Source organism: Pseudomonas fluorescens (assembly GCF_902498065.1).
Lineage (GTDB): Bacteria > Pseudomonadota > Gammaproteobacteria > Pseudomonadales > Pseudomonadaceae > Aquipseudomonas > Aquipseudomonas fluorescens_BJ.
Genome location: NZ_CABVIR010000005.1, coordinates 118067 through 134585, shown reverse-complemented (window position 1 = coordinate 134585; position 16519 = coordinate 118067). Strand labels below are relative to the sequence as shown.

Genomic DNA, 16519 nt, shown 5'->3' with positions numbered 1-16519 from the left:
TAAATCAAAAGCACCGCCGAAACAGAATTGATGAGTAGCAATGTATGTCAGCAAAAGTAGTAGTGATAGGCAGCCTGAACATGGACCTGGTGACCCGGGCTTCCCGGCTGCCCCGTGGCGGTGAAACGTTGATCGGCGAGTCGTTTGCCACAGTCTCCGGCGGCAAGGGCGCCAATCAGGCAGTAGCTGCGGCGCGACTGGGCGCGCAGGTGTCGATGGTCGGTTGCGTGGGCAGCGACGCCTATGGAGAGCAGCTGCGCGGAGCGCTGTTGGCCGACCGTATCGATTGTCAGGCGGTCAGCACCGTCGACGGTGCCAGCGGTGTGGCGTTGATCGTGGTCGATGACAACAGCCAAAACGCGATCGTGATTGTCGCCGGTGCCAACGGTGCGCTGACGCCAGCAGTCATTGACCGTTTCGATGCGGTGTTGCAGGCGGCGGATGTGATCATCTGTCAGCTCGAAGTGCCGGATGCCACGGTCGGCCATGCGCTCAAGCGCGGCCGTGCACTGGGGAAAACCGTGATTCTCAATCCTGCGCCCGCCAGCCGACCGCTGCCAGCAGACTGGTATGCGGCCATCGACTACCTGATCCCCAACGAGAGCGAAGCCTCGGCCCTCAGCGGTTTGCCGGTGGATTCACTGGCAACCGCCGAAGTCGCGGCGACCCGATTGATCGCCATGGGAGCTGGCAAGGTGATCATCACCCTCGGAGCTCAAGGCTCGTTGTTTGCCAATGGCAACAGCTTCGAACACTTCCCTGCGCTGAAGGTGAAAGCGGTCGATACCACCGCGGCGGGCGATACCTTTGTCGGTGGTTTCGCTGCCGCACTGGCCGCCGGCAAAAGCGAGGCGCAAGCGATCCGTTTCGGCCAGGTCGCTGCGGCACTTTCAGTGACTCGTGCTGGCGCGCAACCCTCGATCCCTACTTTGTCCGACGTACAGGCCTTTAAAGCACCATGAAAAAAACACCGTTGCTCAACGTCGCGCTGTCGCGGCTGATCGCTTCCCTTGGGCATGGCGATATGGTTGTGATTGGCGATGCCGGTCTGCCGGTTCCGCCGGGGGTCGAATTGATCGACCTGGCCCTGACCCACGGCATTCCGGATTTCATCAGTACGTTGAAAGTCGTGCTCAGCGAAATGCAGGTCGAAAGTCACGTGTTGGCCCAGGAGATTCTGGACAAACGGCCGTCGGCGCTGGTGACGCTGGATGAGCTGAATGCCGCAGGTGCGCTGGGTCAGCGGGAGCTGCTCAGTCATGACCAATTCAAAGTCCTGAGCCGACAGGCGCGGGCGATTGTTCGTACAGGCGAATGTCAGCCTTACTGCAACGTCGTGCTGGTGGCCGGGGTCACGTTCTGATTCGTTGTCGTCTCTCTGTTTTCCCACGCACAAGGAGTGCGCTATGTATCGCTATGCTCAGAAACTGCACCATCTGCTCCGGAGTCTGCTGCTCTTGTCCCTGATTACAGCAACAAGCGCCCAGGCGGCGGAAAAAATCGACTTGATCATCGACACGGACCCGGGTGCCGATGACGTGGTCGCCTTGCTGTTTGCCCTGGCATCACCGGAAGAATTGAACATCCGCGCGCTGACCACCGTCGCCGGTAATGTGCGTCTGGACAAGACGTCACGCAATGCGCGACTGGCCCGCGAGTGGGCAGGGCGCGAGGATGTGCCGGTTTATGCCGGTGCGCCGAAACCGCTGATGCGGACGCCGATCTATGCCGAGAACATTCATGGTAAAGAAGGCCTGTCGGGCGTCACCGTGCATGAGCCGAAGAAAGGTCTGGCGAATGGCAATGCAGTCAACTACCTGATCGATACCTTGAAAACCGCCAAGCCCCATAGCATCACCATCGCCATGCTCGGTCCACAGACCAACCTCGCGCTGGCATTGATCCAGGAGCCTGAAATCGTTCAGGGCATCAAGGAAGTGGTGATCATGGGTGGTGCGCACTTCAACGGCGGCAACATCACGCCGGTGGCCGAGTTCAACCTGTTTGCCGATCCGCAGGCTGCCGAAGTCGTGCTGAAAAGTGGCGTCAAACTGACGTACCTGCCGCTGGACGTGACCCACAAAGTCCTCACCAGTGAAGCGCGCCTGAAGCAGATCGCCGCGCTGAACAACAACGCCAGCAAGTTGGTGGGCGACATTCTCAATGAGTACGTCAAAGGCGATATGGAGCATTACGGTCTTCCGGGTGGCCCGGTGCATGACGCTACGGTCATAGCCTACCTGCTCAAGCCGGAGTTGTTCACAGGTCGTTCGGTCAATGTGGTGGTTGATAGTCGCGAAGGCCCGACCTTCGGTCAAACCATCGTCGACTGGTATGACGGCCTGAAAGCGCCGAAGAACGCTTTCTGGGTTGAAAGCGGCGACGCTCAAGGCTTCTTTGACCTGCTGACGCAGCGTCTGGCGCGCTTGAAGTAGGCTTCGCGCCCGCAGGTGCCAGCCTGCGGGTTTCACTCCCTTTCGTTGTATTCAGCACCCTTGTAGTCGGCCGGGTACTTCTCGAACACCTGGGCGATGAAGGACTGTGCCGCTTCAGTCCCCAGTTCCTTGACCAATAGATCGATGCCAATGATTGCCAACTCTTCCGGACTACCCGGGCTATAGGAGCTATGACCTTGTGGCCACTTGGCTTTGATGTCGGCGTCGATGCTTACGGTGGTCATGATGGCGCTCGTGAAGTCGGGAAAGTCTGGGTGTGAGTTAACCATTTTGCATGGCGTTTGGCACTCCGACTTAGGCATGACGGGAGGGCTATGCGACACTTGGTCTTTGATGATTTATCAAGGACCGTGCTGTGCAGATCGATTTGAACTCTCCTGACGGCTTGACCCTTGAGGCTGTGCGCCAGCTGCTAGCCTCTGCCAGTGATGATGAGCACACCCAATTGCGGGTGACCAAGGGCGGCATCGCTTACATTTCATCGGGCGTCGTGGGCGGCACCGACATCGACGGGCTGCTGTTTCGGCTGGAGACGTGGGCCAAAGGCTCTGGGTATGTGGGATTGGTCGCGGCCAGTGACGAAGTCTGGGTCATGCAGATCTTTAATGCGCTGAAAGAGAATTGGCCTACACCACCGTTCGACTACATCGACATTTATTGAGTGCTGTTCATATCCAGTCACGATTGAGGGATGAACGGCCGGGAATGCTCAGGCAAACTCGCCGATTGTCCGGATCGAGGGCAGGGTGAAAGCGCTGCCTGTGAAACAAAACGCCAGATTGGCGGTCGCACGATCTCAGCTTAACTATTGAAAAAAGGAGGCTTCATGCCTTGGAAGCTCGCGTCATTGGGTACTCTGTTGGCCGCTAGTCTGCTGGCAGGTTGCAGCAGCACGTCCACCGATTCGGTAGCAGACCCTGTCACGACGACGGATACCGGCCACAGCCGTTGCGAAGCAAAGGCTGCCGAATTCACCATTGGCAAAAAGGCTTCGCCTGAACTGCTGGAACAGGCGCGCATTCGCGCTGGCGCGCAAAATGCCCGTATCCTCAAGCCTGACGATATGGTGACCCTGGAGTACCGCTCCGATCGCCTGAACCTGAACACCGATAACAACCTGGTGATCACGCGCATCAACTGCGGCTGACACCGTCAGGCTTTTGCTTCACCCATAAAAAACCCCGTCACATGGACGGGGTTTTTTTAGTGCGCCTGGAAATTACTCTGGGCGAACTTGAGCAGCTTGCATACCCTTTTGGCCTTTCTCAGCCACGAAGGAAACGGTCTGGCCTTCTTTCAGGCTTTTGAAACCGTCGCTTTCGATAGCTTTGAAGTGTACGAACAGGTCGTCACCGCCACCTTGAGGAGTGATGAAGCCGAAGCCTTTTTCATCGTTGAACCATTTAACGGTGCCGGTTTGGCGATTAGACATGGTGTATCTCCAAGAAACATATATTTTCAGTAGTACTGTGCTGCTCAGGCCAACTGGGCACACCGGGGTATCATAGTCGAAATGTTCGCTTTGGGAGCCCCCCGGACGTGCTGTTTGCCCTACAGTCACGCTTTCTTTGTTGCTTGATGTGGCTGAAAGCCCCGTTTTAAAAGGCTTTCAGCCGAAAGTAAAGACGATAAAAAAAGCTGTAAAACCTGCATAAATTGTACGAAAAAGTGCTTTTCGGGAGCTTTTCATCGGCTGTTTGGGCCTTCAAAGCGTCCTTTCAGGCTTATTTTTTCGCCTTGTTATCAGCCTTGCACGACGAAATCTGGGTCAGTGCTTTTTGTTTCAGTGCGTCGCTGGCCTTGTTGTCCATCAATGCCTGGATGTCGCTGGCCGGGTACGACTTGATCGCATCGGCGCCGCAAGCGCAGTGGGCTTTTGCCGCTGCTGCACCAATCTGCGGAGTCGCTGCCTGGGTGCATTGAGCCATGTATTTCTCGCGCTCGCCCTTCGGCCAATCGGCATGGGCAGCCAGCGGCAGCAACAGGACGATGGGGGCGACTACTGCGAACAAACGATTCAGACGCATGCTGGGATGCTCCTTGTGGGTCAATGTCTTGTTATCTGAGGGGTAAAGCGGGGTTCAAGTTCAGCACTCTGGCATAAAAAGGACTGATTTGCCCCAGCATAAAACCTCGGCACCGCGACGACCGTTCATCTGTGCTAGCATGCCTCGCTCGGGTATTTGCAAGCTCCGCGGACCTTCAGTCACGGTGGCGGCAGATGTTCGAATAACCCTGATTTGAATCCCAGTCACTCTGGTTCGGTTTTCCGGTTGGCCGCAAGGCTCCTGCCGCTGTAAGGCAGGCGTTCGTCATTGAATGGCCTGGACCGGATCTTGTACTGGCTCATCCCAACCCACGTGACCTTTGGTAGGGGTCACCACTAGGAGAGGAGGCGCCATGCCAACTATTACTCTTCCCGACGGCAGTCAACGTTCATTCGATCACCCGGTTTCCGTAGCCGAGGTCGCCGCATCCATTGGTGCTGGCCTGGCCAAAGCCACCGTGGCCGGCAAGGTCAATGGCCAGCTGGTCGACGCCAGCGACATCATCAGCAGCGATTCCACGCTGCAAATCATTACGCCAAAGGATGAAGAGGGGCTGGAGATCATTCGCCACTCTTGCGCCCACCTGGTTGGCCATGCGGTCAAGCAGCTGTACCCGACGGCCAAAATGGTCATCGGTCCGGTCATCGACGAAGGCTTCTATTACGACATCGCCTTCGAACGTCCTTTCACTCCGGACGACCTGGCCGCCATCGAGCAGCGCATGCAGCAGCTGATCGAAAAAGATTACGACGTGATCAAGAAAGTCACTCCGCGCGCCGAAGTGATCGAAGTGTTCAAGGCCCGCGGCGAAGACTACAAGCTGCGCCTGGTCGAGGACATGCCGAACGAGCAGGCCATGGGCCTGTACTATCACGAAGAATACGTCGACATGTGCCGCGGTCCGCACGTGCCGAACACGCGTTTTCTGAAATCCTTCAAACTGACCAAGTTGTCCGGCGCCTACTGGCGTGGCGATGCGAAAAACGAGCAATTGCAGCGCGTTTACGGCACCGCATGGGCTGACAAGAAGCAGTTGGCAGCTTACATCCAGCGCATCGAAGAAGCTGAAAAACGCGATCACCGCAAGATCGGCAAGCGCCTGGGCCTGTTTCACACCCAGGAAGAGTCGCCGGGCATGGTATTTTGGCACCCGAACGGCTGGACTCTGTACCAGGTGCTCGAGCAGTACATGCGCAAGGTTCAGCGCGACAACGGCTACCTGGAGATCAAGACTCCACAAGTCGTTGACCGCAGCCTGTGGGAGAAATCCGGGCACTGGGCCAACTACGCCGACAACATGTTCACCACTCAGTCGGAAAACCGCGACTACGCCATCAAGCCAATGAACTGCCCTTGCCACGTGCAAGTGTTCAACCAGGGCCTGAAAAGCTACCGCGAGTTGCCGATGCGTCTGGCTGAATTCGGTGCCTGCCACCGTAACGAGCCATCGGGTGCGTTGCACGGCATCATGCGTGTACGTGCGTTCACTCAGGACGACGCCCACATCTTCTGCACCGAAGAGCAGATGCAGGCTGAATCCGCCGCTTTCATCAAGCTGACCATGGATGTCTACGCCGACTTCGGCTTCAAAGATGTCGAGATGAAGCTGTCCACTCGTCCGGAAAAACGTGTCGGTTCCGACGAGCTGTGGGATCGCGCTGAAGCAGCATTGGCTGCAGCCCTTGATAGCGCTGGCCTGCCGTACGATCTGCAGCCGGGTGAGGGTGCGTTCTACGGTCCGAAGATCGAGTTCTCGCTGAAAGATTGCCTCGGTCGCGTCTGGCAGTGTGGTACCCTGCAGCTCGATTTTAACCTGCCTGTCCGTCTGGGAGCCGAATACGTCTCCGAAGACAACAGTCGCAAGCACCCGGTGATGTTGCACCGGGCGATCCTCGGATCCTTCGAACGTTTCGTCGGAATCCTGATCGAGCACTACGAGGGTGCATTCCCTGCGTGGCTGGCTCCGACCCAGGCAGTGATCATGAACATCACTGACAAACAGGCCGATTTTGCCGCCGAGGTTGAAAAAACTATCAACGAAAGCGGATTTCGTGCCAAGTCTGACTTGAGAAATGAAAAGATCGGCTTTAAAATCCGCGAGCATACTTTGCTCAAGGTTCCCTATCTCTTGGTTATCGGAGATCGGGAAGTCGAGATGCAGACTGTCGCTGTGCGTACTCGTGAAGGTGCTGACCTGGGCTCGATGCCCGTCGCCCAGTTCGCTGAGTTTCTCGCGCAAGCGGTTTCCCGGCGTGGTCGCCCAGATTCGGAGTAATTATTATTAAGCGTGAAATGAGACAAGATAAACGAGCTGCACCGAAAGCCCCGATCAACGAGAATATCTCGGCACGCGAGGTTCGGTTAATTGGGGCTGAAGGTGAACAGCTTGGGATTGTGTCAATTGAAGACGCGCTTCTTAAGGCTGAAGAGGCCAAACTGGATTTGGTGGAAATTTCCGCCGATGCAGTACCCCCTGTTTGCAAACTGATGGACTACGGCAAATCGATCTTCGAGAAGAAGAAGCAGGTTGCCGCGGCCAAGAAAAACCAGAAGCAGATTCAGGTTAAAGAAATCAAGTTTCGTCCAGGGACGGAGGAAGGGGATTACCAGGTAAAACTGCGCAACCTGGTACGTTTCCTGAGTGATGGGGACAGGGCCAAGGTATCCTTGCGATTCCGCGGCCGTGAGATGGCCCACCAGGAGCTGGGGATGGAACTCCTCAAGCGAGTTGAAGGTGACTTGCTCGAGTACGGTTCGGTCGAACAGCATCCTAAGATGGAAGGACGCCAGCTGATCATGGTCATCGCCCCGAAAAAGAAGAAGTAATCAACAGGGCACGGCAGGCCTTCTGATTATGTTTATCAACTGAATGCGGAGTATCCGAACATGCCAAAAATGAAAACGAAAAGTGGTGCTGCTAAGCGGTTTCTGAAAACTGCTAACGGTATCAAGCACAAGCACGCTTTCAAGAGCCACATCCTGACTAAAATGTCGACCAAGCGTAAGCGTCAACTGCGCGGTAGCAGCTTGCTGCATCCGTCTGACGTGGCAAAAGTCGAGCGCATGCTGCGCCTTCGTTAATTTTAGTCAAGAATAGAGGAAGTAACTCATGGCTCGTGTAAAGCGTGGCGTCATTGCCCGTAAACGTCACAAAAAAATTCTGAAACTTGCTAAAGGCTACTACGGCGCTCGCTCGCGCGTATTCCGTGTTGCCAAGCAAGCGGTAATCAAGGCAGGCCAATACGCCTACCGTGACCGTCGTCAGAAAAAACGTCAGTTCCGCGCTCTGTGGATCGCTCGTATCAACGCTGGTGCACGTATCAACGGTCTGTCCTACAGCCGTTTCATCGCCGGCCTGAAAAAAGCGTCCATCGAGATCGACCGTAAGGTTCTGGCTGATCTGGCAGTGAACGAAAAAGCGGCGTTTGCTGCGATTGTCGAGAAAGCTAAAGCCACCTTGGCTTAAGTACCCCCGACAGTCACCCGGCCTCACCTCTGTGGGGCCAGGTGTTAAACGTCATAAATAGGGGAAGAGCCTTCAAGCTCTTCCCCTATTTTGTATCTGGAGTCTGTACATGGAAAACCTGGATGCGCTCGTCTCTCAAGCACTAGAGGCTGTGCAAAGCGCTGAAGATATCAATGCCCTGGAGCAAATCCGGGTTCACTACCTTGGTAAAAAGGGTGAATTGACTCAGGTGATGAAGACCCTGGGGAATTTGCCGGCAGAAGAGCGTCCGCAAGTCGGCGCCCTGATCAACGTTGCCAAGGAGCGTGTCACAGAGGTTCTCAATGCCCGCAAGGCACTGTTTGAAGAGGCCGACCTGGCCGCCAAACTGGCTGCCGAGTCCATTGACGTGACCCTGCCTGGCCGTGGCCAGACCTCGGGTGGTCTGCATCCGGTTACTCGCACTCTGGAACGTATCGAACAGTTCTTCACCCACATCGGCTACGGCATCGCCGAAGGCCCTGAGGTCGAAGACGATTACCACAACTTCGAAGCGCTCAACATCCCAGGCCATCACCCGGCCCGGTCGATGCATGACACTTTCTATTTCAACGCCAACATGTTGCTGCGCACCCATACCTCGCCGGTACAGGTCCGCACCATGGAATCGAAGCAGCCGCCGATCCGCATCGTCTGCCCTGGCCGTGTGTACCGTAGCGACTCGGATATCACCCACTCGCCGATGTTCCACCAGGTCGAAGGCCTGCTGGTCGATCGCGATATCAACTTCGCCGACCTGAAAGGGACCATCGAAGAATTCTTGCGTGTGTTCTTCGAAAAAGAACTGGCCGTGCGTTTCCGCCCTTCGTACTTTCCGTTCACCGAGCCATCCGCTGAAGTCGACATGGAATGCGTGATGTGCAGCGGTAAAGGCTGCCGCGTCTGCAAACAGACTGGCTGGCTGGAAGTGATGGGTTGCGGCATGGTTCACCCGAACGTGCTGCGCATGTCCGGGATCGACCCGGAAGAGTTTTCGGGCTTTGCCTTCGGCATGGGCGTTGAGCGTCTGGCCATGCTGCGTTACGGCGTGAACGACTTGCGTCTGTTCTTCGACAACGACTTGCGGTTCCTCGCGCAATTTCGCTAGTCGTAACGAATTCTTAGGAGAGCAGGATGAAATTCAGTGAACAATGGCTGCGTGGCTGGGTTAGCCCGCAGGTAAGTCGCGACGAGCTGGTTGCTCGTCTGTCGATGGCCGGTCTTGAGGTCGATAGTGTTACGCCGGCCGCCGGTGAATTCAGTGGCGTGGTGGTGGGCGAGGTGCTGAGCACCGAACAGCATCCCGACGCTGACAAGTTGCGTGTTTGTCAGGTCAGCAATGGCTCGGAGACCTTTCAAGTAGTCTGCGGCGCGCCAAACGTGCGCCCGGGCCTGAAGATCCCGTTCGCCATGATCGGTGCCGAACTGCCGGGCGACTTTAAAATCAAGAAAGCCAAGCTGCGTGGCGTTGAGTCCAACGGCATGCTGTGCTCGCAAGCCGAGCTGCAAGTGGGCGAAGGCAACGACGGCCTGATGGAATTGCCGGCTGATGCGCCGGTTGGCCAGGACATTCGTGAATATCTGAGCCTGGACGACGCCAGCATCGAGGTCGACCTGACCCCGAACCGCGGCGACTGCCTGTCTCTGGCCGGTTTGGCCCGTGAAGTCGGCGCGCTGTACGACGCCAAAGTCACTCGCCCGGTCATCGCCTCCGTTCCAGCCGTGCACGACGAAGTGCGCTCGGTTGAAGTGCTGGCGCCAGTTGCTTGCCCGCGTTACCTGGGTCGTGTGATCCGTAACGTCGACCTGTCCAAGCCTACGCCTCTTTGGATGGTCGAGCGTCTGCGTCGCGCCGATGTGCGCAGCATTGACGCGGCCGTCGACATCACTAACTACGTGATGCTGGAGCTGGGTCAACCGCTGCACGCGTTCGATCTCGCCGAAATCAATGGCGGCATCCGCGTGCGTATGGCCGAAGAAGGCGAGAAGCTGGTGCTGCTCGATGGTCAGGAAGTCAGCCTGCGTAGCGATACGCTGGTGATTGCCGACCACACCCGCGCCCTGGCAATCGCCGGCGTCATGGGGGGCGAGCACAGCGGCGTCAACACCGCGACTACTCGCGACATTTTCCTTGAAAGCGCGTTCTTCGATCAGATTGCCGTTGCTGGCAAGGCTCGTTCCTATGGCCTGCACACCGACGCCTCGCACCGCTACGAGCGTGGCGTGGACTGGCAACTGGCCCGTGAAGCCATGGAGCGCGCCACTGGCCTGCTGCTGGAAATCACGGGTGGCGAAGCCGGCCCGATCATCGAAACCGTCAGCGAACCGCACCTGCCTTCGATTGCGCCGGTTACTCTGCGTGCGCAACGCATCACTCAGATGCTGGGTATGGAAATGGATTCGGCCGAAGTCGAGCGATTGCTCAGCGGCTTGGGTCTGAAGATTTCTGCAGATGGGGCAGGGCAGTGGCGCGTTGAAGTGCCAAGCCATCGCTTCGACATCAGCCTCGAAGTTGACCTGATCGAAGAGCTGGCGCGTCTGTACGGCTACAACCGTCTACCGGTTCGTTACCCGCAAGCCCGTCTGGCGCCTCAAGCCAAGGCTGAAGCGCGTAGCGATCTGCCTGAACTGCGTCGTTTGCTGGTAGCTCGCGGTTATCAGGAAGCGATTACTTACAGCTTCATCGATCCGAAACAATTCGAGTTGTTTAATCCAGGTGTCGAGCCGCTGCTGCTGGCTAACCCGATTTCCAACGACATGGCGGCCATGCGCTCGTCCCTGTGGCCAGGTCTGGTCAAGGCGCTTCAGCACAACCTGAATCGTCAACAGGATCGCGTCCGTCTGTTCGAAAGCGGTCTGCGTTTTGTCGGTCAACTGGAAGGTTTGAAGCAAGAGCCGATGTTGGCGGGTGTCGTTTGCGGTAGCCGTTTGCCGGAAGGCTGGGCGCAAGGTCGCGATGTCGTGGATTTCTTCGACGTCAAGGCTGACGTGGAAGCGGTACTGGGCTTCGCCGGTGCACTGGATTCGTTCACGTTCGTGCCGGGTAAACACCCAGCATTGCACCCGGGTCAGACCGCGCGCATCGAACGCGAAGGCCGTTTGGTAGGTTTCGTTGGCGCAATCCACCCTGAATTGTCGAAATCCCTCGGTCTCGACCGTCCGGTCTTCGTTTTCGAGCTGGTTCTGGCCGAAGTGGCGTTGGGTAAAATGCCTAAATTCCAGGAGTTGTCGCGTTTTCCTGAAGTGCGCCGTGACCTTGCGCTGATTGCCGAAAAAGACGTTGCAGCCAGTGCCGTACTGGACGTAATCCGTGAAAATGCAGGGGAATGGCTGACGGACCTCAGGCTATTTGACGTATATCAGGGTAAAGGCATTGATCCTGATAGAAAAAGCCTTGCAGTCGGCTTGACCTGGCAGCATCCATCGCGCACTCTTAATGACGATGAGGTGAATACCACGACGCAAAATATCCTCACCTCGCTCGAACAAAGGTTGAACGCCACGTTAAGGAAGTGACGTATGGGGGCTCTGACGAAAGCTGAAATGGCGGAACGTCTGTATGAAGAGCTGGGCCTGAATAAACGGGAGGCCAAGGAATTGGTCGAACTGTTTTTTGAAGAAATCAGGCACGCTCTTGAAGACAACGAACAAGTCAAATTGTCCGGTTTCGGCAATTTCGACCTTCGGGACAAACGCCAGCGGCCTGGCCGCAATCCGAAAACGGGTGAAGAAATCCCGATCACGGCTCGCCGTGTGGTCACCTTTCGTCCAGGGCAGAAGTTGAAGGCCCGAGTTGAGGCTTATGCTGGAACCAAGTCATAACGACGAGCTACCCGTCATCCCAGGCAAACGCTACTTCACCATTGGTGAAGTTAGCGAGCTGTGCGCGGTAAAACCGCACGTGCTGCGCTATTGGGAGCAGGAGTTTCCTCAACTCAACCCCGTCAAACGCCGCGGAAACCGCCGGTATTATCAGCGACAGGACGTGCTGATGATTCGGCAGATCCGCGCGCTTCTTTACGATCAAGGGTTCACCATCGGCGGCGCGCGCTTGCGCTTGTCCGGCGATGAAGCCAAAGACGACACCACTCAATACAAACAAATGATTCGGCAGATGATTGCCGAACTGGAGGATGTGCTGGTGGTCCTCAAGAAATAAATTCATGCGTTTGAATACTTCCAGTTTTCAAAAGCTTGCGATATATTCTTGAGCGTTCTTCGAGAAGAGGAACGAGTTTCACGCCTAGTCGGGGCGTAGCGCAGTCCGGTAGCGCACTAGCATGGGGTGCTAGGGGTCGAGTGTTCGAATCACTCCGTCCCGACCATATAATTCAAAGGGGTCGCGAGATTTTATCTCGCGACCCCTTTTTATTTAGGTCGCTTTTACCCCCACAAATTGGCTGGCTCTCGGTGGAATCTTGCAGGTGCCATGGGTTGATTCCTTGCTGCTGTCCTCCCGTGATAATCCACGTCGTGCGCGTTCAGTGGTTTGTTTCAGTGCGGGTAACTTCATGGCTTGGCTATTGCGGTGCAAACCAAACAAAGGTTTCCCTCAGTCAGGCAGGTTATTGACGTGTGCATAAGCGTGCACATATAGTTGGTGGCATGACCAATCGAACCTCAACCCGAACCCGAGCAATTGATGCCGTAATCGATTCTTTCGATGGAGCTTTCTTCAAAGCTCTTTGCGAGCCGTCGCGGGTAGCGGTACTCAAGCGAGTCATGCAACTGGGGCGTGCGGATATCGGCGAGATCGCTGAAGGATTACCTCAAGAGCGTTCAGTGGTGTCCCGTCATCTGCAAGTGCTACTAGAGGCGGGCATTGTCCGCGCTACCAAGGTCAGTAGGCAGATGTTCTACGAGGTGGATGGGCCGGCGGTGTTGGCACGGCTCGAAGCCATGCTTCAGCACATGAAGAGTCTGGCTCCGTTTTGCTGCCCTGGTGTATCTGAGTAGTTTTTTTATCATTTCAATATATGTATGAGTGCGCATGCATGAACATAATTAATGAGCCCACGGATGTCATCGTTATTGGTGCGGGCCAAGCTGGGCTCGCGTGCGGTTGGCATCTGCGGCAGCAGAATCTCAGTTTTCTCATATTGGATGCGGAGAGCCAGCCAGGTGGAAACTGGCGCAATTACTACGACAACCTGAGATTATTTTCTCCTGCTGCTTACTCGTCTTTACCTGGGATGCCCTTTCCAGCGGAAGCTAAGCACTATCCGCTACGCGATGAAGTCGTACGTTATTTGGAGCAGTACGCGGACGCTTTCCAGCTACCCATTCGGCAGAACATACGAGTCCAGAGAGTGAGTAGGGAGGATGGACTCTTTTTGCTTCAGGCATCTGATGGTCAGCGTTTCTGCTCAAGAGCGTTGATCGTTTGCACTGGCGGATTCAACCAGCCGTTCATCCCTGACATTCAGGGGCTGGGGAGTTTTCGCGGGCAACGTTTACACAGTGCTGATTACCGAAATGTCGACGGCTTCAGTGATCAACGAGTAGTGGTCATAGGTGCGGCCAACTCAGCAGTACAAATTGCCCATGAGTTGGCTCAAGTCAGCAGCGTCGTATTGGCGACAAGGGAATCGATTCGATTTTTTCCGCAAAAGATCCTCGGTGTGGATTTTCATGCTTGGCTCAAGTGGACAGGGATGGAGAAAACTCGTTGGCTGAATGACCAAAGTACCCCTGTACTGGATGATGGCACCTATCGTCGAGCCATGAAGCAGGGACTTTTTGAGCGCAAGCCGATGTTCACGGAGGTAACGTCAACGGGCGTGATCTGGGCTGATGGGCAGCACACTGACGTGGATAGTTTGGTTTTCGCGACCGGGTTTCGTCCGAACCTTGGTTTTTTGGCAGGTCTGCACGTGGCGGGCAATGAAAGCCTCACCCAACGCAACGGGAAAGCGGAGCACGTACCGGGTTTGTATTTTGTGGGATTACCGAAGCAGCGCAACTTTGCTTCGGCCACCCTCAGAGGCGTTGGGCCGGATGCTTCTCACATCATTCCTAGCTTGATGCGCCTCATTCACAATACATCGGCCCCAGTGTTCGCTTGATGCCGGGTATCGACTTTTTTCTGCTCAACACGGCGTCTACCGGAACATCATAATTACTGTCCTTTTGGCGTAATTGGCAGGCGCCAAGTGGCGATGAAGCACAGCAACAGAAACCCGCACATCACGCTAAGAAGTACCGATGCTCCGAAGCTGTCCAGAACGTAAGCGGCGGCGATGGGTCCGCAGGCTTGGGCGACAAGGACGGGCCTTGCGAGCAGTCCCATTCGTGCGCCATATCCTTGAGGCCCGAACAGCGCCAATGGAAGAGTACCGCGAGCGATGGTGAGGATGCCGTTACCGGCTCCGTAAAGTGCTATCGCTACGAAGGCTAGCCAAGGCAGGCCTGAGATCAGCAGTCCAAGCCCGATCAAACTAAGCAACACGCCGGCTCGTGCGGACCAGGTTGGATGGAGGTTCCTGCCGATGGAAAACTCAGCCACCCGTGCCAGGACTTGCGAAGGACCAATCACCATGCCGATGGCCAAGGCCACAGCAGTCGCGATCCCCAGTTGCTTGAGGACATTGAGTAGGTGCACTGAGATACCTGATACCACCAGCGCCAGAATCGTCAGCATGGCGCCAATCAGTAAGAACAGATGATTGGTGGTGTCGGGGCGAAGTACTGATGCATTGGGTGTTTCTGTAATGAAGGGGTGAGGCGGTTGTTTTGTACTTCCAGGAATCAACAGGGCATGGATAGGGAATCCGATTAGCAAGTGAGCTGCGGCGATGGCAAAGCAGGCGCTCCTCCAACCGATCCAACTCTCCAGCCCCGCAATCACCGGCCAACCTATGGTGCTGGCGAAGCCACCTAGCAAGGTCAGCCCGGTAATTGATGTTCGAGCCCCTTCGCCGAAAAGACGTCCCAGGGTTGAGAAAGCTGCGTCATATAAACCCGCCGCCATGGCAACGCCGATCAGCGTCCAGGCGACATAGTAGATGGCAACGTTGCCCGCCAGCCCCATCACTAGTATGCCGAGAGCCAGCAGCAGTGAACTGGCGGCAAGGACAGAGCGTCCGCCATGGCGATCAATCTGGCGGCCAACAGATGGCGAGGAGGCTCCGGCTACCAGCAACCCCCAGGACAGGCCGCCCACCACACTGGTGATGGACCACCCTGTTTCTTTGGCTATCGGAGCCGCAAGCACTGCCGGCAAATAGTAGGTCGAACCCCAAGCAAGAATCTGGGTGAACCCCATGGCCCATACGAGCCTGGAGCGATTGATCGGGAGATGGATCTGCTCTGGAAGTGTCATGACCGACGCGCTCATTTTTTGTTGTCAGTAACAACAAGCTAGCGCCTTCCTTTGGTCATCGTCAACCGAGAGATCGGTGTTGACGATTTTGGGAAATCAGGATTAATGTTGCAACTAACAACTAATTTGTGGCGCCTATGACAAAGCATAAAAGCGATCAGCTGACTCAGGATTCCGAGGACTTGTACGAGGCGTTGAACCAGCTGGTTCGCGTCCATCAGTTCCGTGACCGAGATCGGATCTGCTGTTACGACGTATCTGTAACCCAGTGCTATGCCGTCGAAACGCTGGTCAAAAGGGGCGCATTGCGCCTTCAGGTCTTGGCGGAAGAAATGTTCTTGGACAAGAGCACGGCGAGTCGAGTGATCGATACCTTGGAACGCAAAGGGTATGTGTCCCGCGTTGAAGATGATGAAGATCGGCGTGCGGTGCGAATTCAGGCAACGGTTGCTGGACGGGAGCTATACGAGAAAATCAGAGCTGACCTGATTGCCGATGAGCGAGCAATGATCGAAAACCTCTCGGCTGAAGCGCGGCAGGGAGCGCTGAGTTTACTCAGGCAGATTACGCGGGCCACGGAGATTCGCTGCGGGCTCGTGAGTGAGTGCTGCCCAGCCGTGAAGAACAAGGATTGAAGAGGGAAGAATTTCCCTTTTTTTGCCAATAATGTTGTTACTACCAACGTAATGGGGCTCCAACAATGCGAGTTCGTTTAGCTGAGCCCAAGGACACCGTTTCAATAGCAGCCATCTACAACCAGGGGATCGAGGAACGTAGCTCTACGTTTGAAACTGCCCCTCGAAGCCTGGCGGACATGCTTGATCGCATCAACGCAATGGAGCGTTATCCAGTGTTGGTCATGGTCGATGAGGCGAATCAGGTTTTTGGCTGGGCTGGACTCAGTAGTTATCGCGGCCGTGCCTGTTACGACGGTATTGCGGATTTTTCCATCTACCTGGATCGCAGTGTTCGTGGCGAGGGGCTCGGCAAGCAGTTACTTCAGTCACTGCTGGCGGAAGCAGAAGCTCGCGGATTCTGGAAAGTCCTTTCACGCATTTTTACCTTCAATCACGCCAGTCTCGCCTTGTGCGAAGCCTGCGGTTTCCGCCAAGTGGGGGTATATGAAAAACACGCCTGCCTGGAAGGACGCTGGCTCGACTGCGTGATTGTCGAGCGCCTGTTTCCGATCAATCAGCCAGCCTGAAGAAGG

General features: G+C 56.0%; 21 protein-coding genes and 1 tRNA gene. 18 read left to right on the top strand and 4 right to left on the bottom strand.

Translation table 11 applies throughout. The annotated features are described in order from the left end of the window. Positions 1 to 44 precede the first annotated feature (44 nt). The 3 genes from rbsK to F8N43_RS19005 are packed head-to-tail and all read left to right on the top strand — an operon-like array spanning position 45 to position 2435. Positions 45 to 962: a ribokinase gene (gene rbsK, locus F8N43_RS19015; protein ID WP_150654171.1), complete on the top strand. Its 918-nt coding sequence runs from the start codon at positions 45 to 47 to the stop codon at positions 960 to 962. Next, positions 959 to 1363: a D-ribose pyranase gene (gene rbsD / locus F8N43_RS19010; protein ID WP_150632438.1), complete on the top strand. Its 405-nt coding sequence runs from the start codon at positions 959 to 961 to the stop codon at positions 1361 to 1363. The genes rbsK and rbsD overlap by 4 nt, the downstream gene beginning before the upstream one ends. 43 nt (positions 1364 to 1406) lie before the next feature. Beyond that, positions 1407 to 2435, top strand: a complete 1029-nt coding sequence (locus F8N43_RS19005; RefSeq protein ID WP_150632437.1) for a nucleoside hydrolase — start codon at positions 1407 to 1409, stop codon at positions 2433 to 2435. Positions 2436 to 2467: 32 nt separating this feature from the next. Here the strand turns inward: F8N43_RS19005 and F8N43_RS19000 are convergent, their stop codons facing one another. Continuing rightward, positions 2468 to 2680 carry a hypothetical protein gene (locus F8N43_RS19000; RefSeq protein ID WP_033061806.1) on the bottom strand — a complete coding sequence of 71 codons (213 nt, stop codon included), beginning with the start codon at positions 2678 to 2680 and terminating at the stop codon, positions 2468 to 2470. A 131-nt stretch (positions 2681 to 2811) separates the two neighbouring features. On the opposite strand from F8N43_RS19000, the gene F8N43_RS18995 reads away from it, so the two are divergent. Both F8N43_RS18995 and F8N43_RS18990 read left to right on the top strand, forming a co-directional pair. Further along, positions 2812 to 3117 (top strand): hypothetical protein, encoded by a 306-nt coding sequence (locus F8N43_RS18995; RefSeq protein WP_150632435.1) that lies wholly within the window; start codon positions 2812 to 2814, stop codon positions 3115 to 3117. Positions 3118 to 3282: 165 nt separating this feature from the next. Next, entirely contained in the window at positions 3283 to 3603 is a 321-nt protein-coding gene (locus F8N43_RS18990) for an I78 family peptidase inhibitor (protein ID WP_150632434.1), read from the top strand. A 72-nt stretch (positions 3604 to 3675) separates the two neighbouring features. On the opposite strand, the gene F8N43_RS18985 is transcribed toward F8N43_RS18990, so the two are convergent. After that, positions 3676 to 3888, bottom strand: coding sequence for a cold-shock protein (locus tag F8N43_RS18985; RefSeq protein ID WP_003179963.1), 213 nt, complete (start codon positions 3886 to 3888; stop codon positions 3676 to 3678). A gap of 292 nt (positions 3889 to 4180) precedes the next feature. Beyond that, positions 4181 to 4483 (bottom strand): hypothetical protein, encoded by a 303-nt coding sequence (locus tag F8N43_RS18980; protein ID WP_150632433.1) that lies wholly within the window; start codon positions 4481 to 4483, stop codon positions 4181 to 4183. 373 nt (positions 4484 to 4856) lie between these two features. Between F8N43_RS18980 and thrS the strand changes: the two genes are divergently transcribed. The 11 genes from thrS to F8N43_RS18925 all read left to right on the top strand — a co-directional run bounded on the left by thrS (position 4857) and on the right by F8N43_RS18925 (position 14053). After that, on the top strand, positions 4857 to 6779 hold the full coding sequence (gene thrS / locus F8N43_RS18975; RefSeq protein ID WP_150654170.1) for a threonine--tRNA ligase: 1923 nt from the start codon (positions 4857 to 4859) through the stop codon (positions 6777 to 6779). Further along, positions 6779 to 7330, top strand: a complete 552-nt coding sequence (gene infC / locus F8N43_RS18970) for a translation initiation factor IF-3 (RefSeq protein WP_172668659.1) — start codon at positions 6779 to 6781, stop codon at positions 7328 to 7330. Before thrS ends, infC begins: the two co-directional genes overlap by 1 nt. 60 nt (positions 7331 to 7390) lie before the next feature. Further along, a complete protein-coding gene (rpmI, locus tag F8N43_RS18965; RefSeq protein WP_002553160.1) occupies positions 7391 to 7585 on the top strand; it encodes a 50S ribosomal protein L35 in 195 nt (64 codons plus the stop codon). A 28-nt stretch (positions 7586 to 7613) separates the two neighbouring features. Further along, entirely contained in the window at positions 7614 to 7970 is a 357-nt protein-coding gene (gene rplT, locus F8N43_RS18960; protein WP_007905879.1) for a 50S ribosomal protein L20, read from the top strand. A 109-nt stretch (positions 7971 to 8079) separates the two neighbouring features. Continuing rightward, the gene (gene pheS, locus F8N43_RS18955; RefSeq protein ID WP_007940232.1) at positions 8080 to 9096 is read left to right on the top strand and encodes a phenylalanine--tRNA ligase subunit alpha; all 1017 of its coding nucleotides are present in this window, start codon (positions 8080 to 8082) and stop codon (positions 9094 to 9096) included. Positions 9097 to 9122: 26 nt separating this feature from the next. Then, positions 9123 to 11504: a phenylalanine--tRNA ligase subunit beta gene (pheT, locus tag F8N43_RS18950; RefSeq protein ID WP_150654169.1), complete on the top strand. Its 2382-nt coding sequence runs from the start codon at positions 9123 to 9125 to the stop codon at positions 11502 to 11504. A 3-nt stretch (positions 11505 to 11507) separates the two neighbouring features. Further along, a complete protein-coding gene (gene ihfA, locus F8N43_RS18945) occupies positions 11508 to 11810 on the top strand; it encodes an integration host factor subunit alpha (protein ID WP_002553164.1) in 303 nt (100 codons plus the stop codon). Further along, positions 11791 to 12147 (top strand): MerR family transcriptional regulator, encoded by a 357-nt coding sequence (locus tag F8N43_RS18940; protein ID WP_003179985.1) that lies wholly within the window; start codon positions 11791 to 11793, stop codon positions 12145 to 12147. The genes ihfA and F8N43_RS18940 overlap by 20 nt, the downstream gene beginning before the upstream one ends. Before the next feature lie 89 nt (positions 12148 to 12236). Beyond that, positions 12237 to 12313 (top strand) — tRNA-Pro (locus tag F8N43_RS18935). A 280-nt stretch (positions 12314 to 12593) separates the two neighbouring features. After that, positions 12594 to 12944 carry an ArsR/SmtB family transcription factor gene (locus F8N43_RS18930; protein WP_150637268.1) on the top strand — a complete coding sequence of 117 codons (351 nt, stop codon included), beginning with the start codon at positions 12594 to 12596 and terminating at the stop codon, positions 12942 to 12944. 38 nt (positions 12945 to 12982) lie between these two features. Next, positions 12983 to 14053, top strand: a complete 1071-nt coding sequence (locus F8N43_RS18925; RefSeq protein WP_150654168.1) for a flavin-containing monooxygenase — start codon at positions 12983 to 12985, stop codon at positions 14051 to 14053. Positions 14054 to 14106: 53 nt separating this feature from the next. On the opposite strand, the gene F8N43_RS18920 is transcribed toward F8N43_RS18925, so the two are convergent. Further along, complete coding sequence (locus F8N43_RS18920) at positions 14107 to 15309, bottom strand: MFS transporter (RefSeq protein ID WP_150637622.1); 1203 nt, start codon at positions 15307 to 15309, stop codon at positions 14107 to 14109. A gap of 137 nt (positions 15310 to 15446) precedes the next feature. On the opposite strand from F8N43_RS18920, the gene F8N43_RS18915 reads away from it, so the two are divergent. Both F8N43_RS18915 and F8N43_RS18910 read left to right on the top strand, forming a co-directional pair. Then, entirely contained in the window at positions 15447 to 15944 is a 498-nt protein-coding gene (locus tag F8N43_RS18915) for a MarR family winged helix-turn-helix transcriptional regulator (protein WP_150637263.1), read from the top strand. A 65-nt stretch (positions 15945 to 16009) separates the two neighbouring features. After that, positions 16010 to 16513 carry an arsinothricin resistance N-acetyltransferase ArsN1 family A gene (locus F8N43_RS18910; RefSeq protein ID WP_150637262.1) on the top strand — a complete coding sequence of 168 codons (504 nt, stop codon included), beginning with the start codon at positions 16010 to 16012 and terminating at the stop codon, positions 16511 to 16513. The last annotated feature ends 6 nt before the right edge of the window (positions 16514 to 16519 follow it).